Annotated in this window: 6 protein-coding genes; all 6 read right to left on the bottom strand. The window is 29.7% G+C overall.

What is annotated here, in order from left to right; genetic code table 11:
• Positions 1–588 precede the first annotated feature (588 nt).
• Positions 589–1416 (bottom strand): energy-coupling factor transporter transmembrane component T family protein, encoded by an 828-nt coding sequence (locus tag SOR60_RS02795; RefSeq protein ID WP_154539982.1) that lies wholly within the window; start codon positions 1414–1416, stop codon positions 589–591.
• Entirely contained in the window at positions 1413–3125 is a 1713-nt protein-coding gene (locus SOR60_RS02790) for an ABC transporter ATP-binding protein (RefSeq protein WP_320595141.1), read from the bottom strand. Before SOR60_RS02790 ends, SOR60_RS02795 begins: the two co-directional genes overlap by 4 nt.
• Positions 3126–3127: 2 nt before the next feature.
• Positions 3128–3679 (bottom strand): ECF-type riboflavin transporter substrate-binding protein, encoded by a 552-nt coding sequence (locus SOR60_RS02785; RefSeq protein WP_154539978.1) that lies wholly within the window; start codon positions 3677–3679, stop codon positions 3128–3130.
• Positions 3679–4515: an SAM hydrolase/SAM-dependent halogenase family protein gene (locus SOR60_RS02780; protein ID WP_154539976.1), complete on the bottom strand. Its 837-nt coding sequence runs from the start codon at positions 4513–4515 to the stop codon at positions 3679–3681. Before SOR60_RS02780 ends, SOR60_RS02785 begins: the two co-directional genes overlap by 1 nt.
• Before the next feature lie 660 nt (positions 4516–5175).
• Positions 5176–5676 (bottom strand): SH3 domain-containing protein, encoded by a 501-nt coding sequence (locus SOR60_RS02775; RefSeq protein WP_154539974.1) that lies wholly within the window; start codon positions 5674–5676, stop codon positions 5176–5178.
• 9 nt (positions 5677–5685) lie between these two features.
• Positions 5686–6291, bottom strand: coding sequence for a P-loop NTPase family protein (locus SOR60_RS02770; RefSeq protein WP_320595140.1), 606 nt, complete (start codon positions 6289–6291; stop codon positions 5686–5688).
• Between the last annotated feature and the right edge of the window lie 68 nt (positions 6292–6359).

Below are 6359 nucleotides of genomic sequence, written 5' to 3'. Positions count from 1 at the left end.
ATAATTATAATTTTAGGAAATAAAAAAAGCATCAACAATATCAATAATTTCGTGAGTTTGTCGATGCTCTTAGAGAATCCAAAGACTCCTCTTTTTTCATATTTAATTTTTCTCATAACAAGTTTTGTCTTATATATTTTTTACTGCCTTATAATAAGATACCGGCCAATCTAGCCTATTTATTGTATGATTTATGTCTTAGTTAGATTTAATTACCACTTTGATATTTTGTTATGCACGTTTATTTGTAATCTATCTTAGTCAGAGCTTATAAATACAAAATTACCTACTTTTATATTATATAAAATGCTACTTGTATTAGCCTAAAATCCTTATGAACTTACATAATCATTTCCAAAAGATTAGTATAAAGTTCATTTGCTCCAGATCAAAATATTTCTATTGCTATTTTATAATAAGATGAATCTGTAGTATCAAATTCTATATTCTTTTCCTATATTATTGAGAAAGAAATTTAGACAATTTCTACCATGTCTAGAAAAATTCACATAGTTATTATAGGCGTTGTTTATCATATATACTCTATAAAGAGTATGTTAAATCTTTCAGATCTATTGCTATATATTTTTATAAAAATGGATTGTAAAATCTTCCATCATTTACAAAAAATAGTGAAACGCCCAGAGCTAGTAAAATTATTACTCCTATTATAACTAGAAAGTCATTTCTTGAAAAATCCTTCGCCCTATACCAAGTCCTAGTCTTGTTTTTGCCAAAACGCCTTAGTTCCATTGCTTGGGCTATGGTTTCTATTCTTCCAAGGCTATCAAAAATTAGTGGCATTACTATGTTTGCACTCTCCTTAACTCTATCTATTAGTCCTACCTTACTGCTCATTTCTATTCCTCTGGCTTGACTTGCTTGTCTTATTTCATAGTATGAATTCTGTATATCTGGGATATATCTTAAAGCAAGAGCAACTGCGTAAGAAATTTTATATGATATTCCTATTCTATTTAGACTTGATGAAAATTCACTTGGATCTGTTGTTAGGATAAAGATTAGGGCTAGTGGGATTGTTGAAAAATATTTTAAAACTACATTAAATTCATAGAAAAGCTGTTCAGCTGTTAGTGAATACCTTCCTATTCCTTCAAATATTACATTTCTTGATCCGTAAAGTTTAACTCCATATTCTGGTTCAAAGATATAGATTGCTATAATATTTATCAGCGAAAAGACAAATACCACCTTTACCAAAAATGATACATCTTCCCATTTAATCTTTGCTATTTTCATAGTTATAAGTGATATTAGCATAATGAAAAATAAGTATCTTGTATCAAATGTCGTCATTACAATTATCGAAAGAAGGATAAAGACCATTAGTTTTGTTGTTCCTGATAGCCTATGAATAGGAGTATCATTTTTTATATACCCTAGTGTACTATTCATTTTCTACCCCTTTCATAAGAAATAAATCTTTCTATAAAATCTTTTGGATTCACACCTTTTATCTTTTTGCCAAGAGTAAACAGAGAGGTTTCTGCAAGATTTGCAGCTTTTATTAAATCCTTATTTGAGAAAAGTTCAGCAGGTTTTAAATCTGCTAAGATATTTTTGTCAGCTACAACTATAGACCTATCTGTGTATTCTTGGATTAAATGCATATCGTGGCTTATCATAAGGATTGTTAGTCCATATTCTCTGTTTAGCTTACCGATAAATTCCATCATTTGTGTATAATTCCTAAAATCCTGACCTGCAGTTGGCTCATCTAAAATAATTACAGACGGATTTAAAACAAGAATTGATGCAATAGTTACTCTTCTTTTTTGTCCATATGAGAGAGCAGCTATTGGCCAATTTCTAAATGGATAAAGCCCACAAACCTTTAAAATTTTTTCAACCCTTTCCTTTAATTCTTTCTCCTCTACTCCCCTTACCCTAAGACCAAAGGCAACTTCATCAAAAATCATTGTCTTTGAAATCATAGCATTTGGGTTTTGAAGCACAAAGCCAATCTTATCAGCAATTTCCTTAATTGAAAGAGTTTTTGTATCTACATCCTCAATTATTATAGAACCACTATTTGGTCTTAAAAATCCACATAAGAGCTTAGCAAGCGTTGATTTACCTGCACCATTTGGCCCAACAATAGAGATGATTTCTCCCTTATTAATAGTTAAATTTATGTTTTTTAAAACTTCTACCTTACCATAAGAAAAAGAAAGATTGTTTATATTTATTTCTCTAATAGCCTCTTTGTGGTCTTGTTTATAAGCAATTTGATTTGACCAATCTCTTAATTTTAATAAGTCCTCATAACAAAAATCAATCTTACTTATATCTGATAAATCCTTATATTTACTAAGATCAATACCCGCATAATTTAAAGCATCTATATATAAGGGCTTTCTAATACCTATCTTGTCTAAAATACCTGATTTTAATATATTTGTAGGATTATCATCTGCAACAATTTTTCCATCACTTACTGCCACAATCCTATCTGGATCTAAAAGTAAGGCTTCCTCGAGCCTGTGCTCTATTACAATTACTGTATAGCCTCGTCTTTCCGATAAGTTTTTTACAAGCTCCATAGTAGCTCGCCCGCTTTTTGGATCTAGGTTTGCAAGTGGTTCATCTAATAATAAAATTGGAACATCTGAAACTAATACTCCTGCAATTGATACAGTCTGTTTTTGACCTCCGGATAGATCAGATGGTTTTCTATCTAGTAGGTATTTAATATTTAATTCATCTGCCCACTTATGGACTATTTCTCGCATTTTTTCTATATGGACATTGTCATTTTCTAAAGAAAATGCTATATCTTCTGCTACTGTAAGACCTACAAATTGACCGTCTGTATCTTGAAGAACTGTTCCTACTGATAGGGATAAATCAAATATCGAAGATTCCTTTAGTTTTTTACCATCTATAAAGCAATCACCTAGTATATTGCCATCAAAAGTATTAGGAATTTGCCCATTTAGACTTTTAGCAAGAGTTGACTTCCCAGAGCCAGATGGGCCTACTATTACAATTTTTTCCCCTTCCTTTATCTCTAAGTCAACATCATAAAGGGTTGGAGCTTTTTGAGACTTATACTTAAAATTGTATTTATTAAATTTTACTAGTAGTTGCTTTTTAACTTCCATAATTAATCTCTACTTAATGAACCTTCTTTTATTTGAGTTTTAGCATAGGCTGTGATTAAAATTGTACCAAGGATTGCTACAGCTAGTGAGTTAAGTCCTGCTGAAACTAGACCTTGTGTAAATACCTTGTTTGCCGGCTCTGAATAGATAAGGATATCTAAAATTGGAGCAACAACAGCCCAGGCTACTATATTTGTGATTACTTGTCCAATATTAAATTTGATAATGTCTTTTTTTGTAAATTCACCATTTCTAAGATTTAGATTTTTGCCTACAAGTCCATAACCCAAACCTGTTACCCCAGATGAGATAACCCATGACCACCAAAGACCATATGTTAAAAGATCTTTAATTGCATGTCCTATAAAGCCAATTAATGCTCCTGCTACTGGTCCAAAAAGTACTGACATAAGTGCTAAAAATGGATAGGTTGTTTCAATTGATGTATTAGGAATAAAGCCAACTGGAATAGATAAAAATCTACCTAAGATAAAAAATACTGCCGCACCAATACCAATTGCTACTATTGTTGTAATCGAATTATTCTTTTTCATTATTTTTCCTTTCTAATATAAATTATCCAATCAGATCCTGTTCCTATTTGATAAGTATCTGAAAATGACGCTTGATTTATAGCAATTCCTAAGTTAATTAGCGAATTGATATAGGCTATAGTTTCACCAAGAGCAACATCTGAAAATGAATGACCAAAAGTCATTTGATTTTCATATTTTTTAATTTCTTTATTATAAATTGTGACTTTGATGCTATCGCCTTGATTTATACCAACTTTTTTTAAAAGATCTAGGCTTATATTTGTCCATAAAGAGCCAAATCTAATATCAAGTATATCAATTGTTCCTTCAATAACTCCATTTGTAATTGTAGCTTCTTTAATATCCTTAATCACGAGATTCTTTATTTCACAAGATTTAAGCTTTTCATAATAGTCTTCGTTTGTTGCAAGTTTTGCACCATTATAGGCATAAACATCCCTACCATGGAAGGTATGGCTATTTTCTGAAAATGGTAGCCTATCCTTAAGCTCATCTATAATTTTTGCTGATTTAAGTCCAATAAATTTTGCCACATGAGAAATAGTTCCATTATCAGGTGTTACTATATAGTGGTTTGAATTTGTTTTGACTACTATAGAATGTCTATCAGAACCTACCCCAGGATCAACTACAGATACAAAAACTGTTCCTTCTGGCCAGTAAGAAATAGTTTGTAAGAGCCTATATGACGCTTCAAATATATCGTATGGCTTGATTTCATGAGTTAAATCATCAACTTTGATATCAGGATTTACCATGTTGCTAACTCCATGCATTGCAGAAACTGCACCATCACCTAAACCAAAGTCAGATTGAAAAACTAGTGTACTCATTTTTATCCCCCTAAAAATAATTCATATGAAATTATCATATAATTTAATTATATTTAAAAAATAGACCTAGTCAATAAAAATAGCAATATATATTAAAAAAACACCATTCTTTACCAAGAGATGACTATGTATCTATCTCAAGCTTTAGTGCCTTACAAAAGATAGGTTCTAAAAAGCTCATCAAGCTTGCTATAGTCTTATTTTTATTATTATAGGTATATACTACTATTTTTTGTTAAATTATAATTTGACATTTACATGAATATTCTAAACAAGATAGTTTTATGTCCTTATTTAAAAAGTGCTTTTATAGGTTTTTCACATAGATTTTCTATTACCTTTGTTATTCTTAGCTTTAAAGTTACTATTTTCACTTTTACTTACATTTATATTATCCGTCAGTATCTCTATATTAGATAGCTTTACTACATAAATACCTATCTTTTTTCAAACAATTGATTGTAAGATTTAATTAGGTAATTTGATTTACCTATTTATTTTTAAAATATTCTACTAGATAAGCTTTCAAATGACTTTTTTTACACAATTATATATATGTATAATTTTTAAAAGTATAAAGTTCTTTCACCATAATATGAATAATAAATTATATACAGATATAAAAAATAGGGCTTTTTTGCCCTACATTAAAAATAGATATTAATTTGCTGGAACAAGAAGTTCTGTCAAGATATATCCTTCATATGACTCGAATATAACCTTTGACCACTCTCCATCAATTTCTGTTCTGTTTACTATATTCCCTGGTTGTAATTTTGCTACTATTTCTGAGTCTGTTGTTGTATTTCGTCTGATATTTGTTATATTATCTACTGTAAATGAACCTTCTATATTTTCATCTTTATTTTCTGTTTTTTCATCTTGATTTTTTGTTTTTTCTTCTTCATTCTCTATCTTTTTATTTTCTTTATTGTCTGTATTGGATGCATTTTTCTCATCCTTTTTCTCTTCTGATGGATTCTCTTTTTTAAGTTTAGCATTACTTGTGTCATTAGATTTATCTTTTTTACTATATTGTACATTGGCTTCAACTTGGCTTTTATTGTTTTCTTCAGGATGTCTTTGAGACTTGTAGTCTTCTTTTTGACAAGCAGACAAGATAAGTCCAAGGCTTAAAATAAATAAAATTTTCTTTTTCATAATAGCTCCTTATTTTTCTGTTTTTATGATTGCACTTATTTTTGCCCCAACATTTTCAAGCTTTTCTAGGGCATTTTTTAATTTTTTGTCCCTGAAATCTTTTTTAGGTGCAAGAATCATTACTGAGTCTACTAAGTCAGCATAAAAATGTGCATCATCATTTTTTTCATTGCTTGCTGTATCAAGTAAGATATAGTCGTACTTTTCAGAAAGTAAGTAAAATATATCATCAAGCCTATCTATATCAAGAAAACCTAGAGTGTCTTCTCTTTTTTCCGGAGCAAGTATCATATCAAGCCCTTTTTCTATGGAATCATTTATAATATAATTTTCATAAGGTCTTTCTTTTTCTAATATATCAACTAGTCCCCTATTTATCTCAACTTCTGCCTTTTCAGAAAGTGTTGGATTTCTAAAGTCTGATTCTATTATTATGACCTTATATCCATTTTTCGTGAGTATTCTTCCAAGATTGAGAATTATAGAAGTCTTATCTATTTTTTCAGTAGCTGGTACAAATTGAATAACTTCGTGTCTATCAACCGCCTTTATAAAGTTTTCTTTAAGATTTTCAAAAGCTTTTTTTACTCTTAAATTCTTGTTCTTATTAAACATCTAAATCACCATCTTCATATTTTGGTATATCAGATATAATCATATATTTTTTACCGTCATTTATGAAT

The organism is Anaerococcus porci, from assembly GCF_034090325.1.
In the GTDB taxonomy this organism is placed as follows: domain Bacteria; phylum Bacillota; class Clostridia; order Tissierellales; family Peptoniphilaceae; genus Anaerococcus; species Anaerococcus porci.
This window is presented reverse-complemented; position numbering and strand designations above follow the sequence as displayed.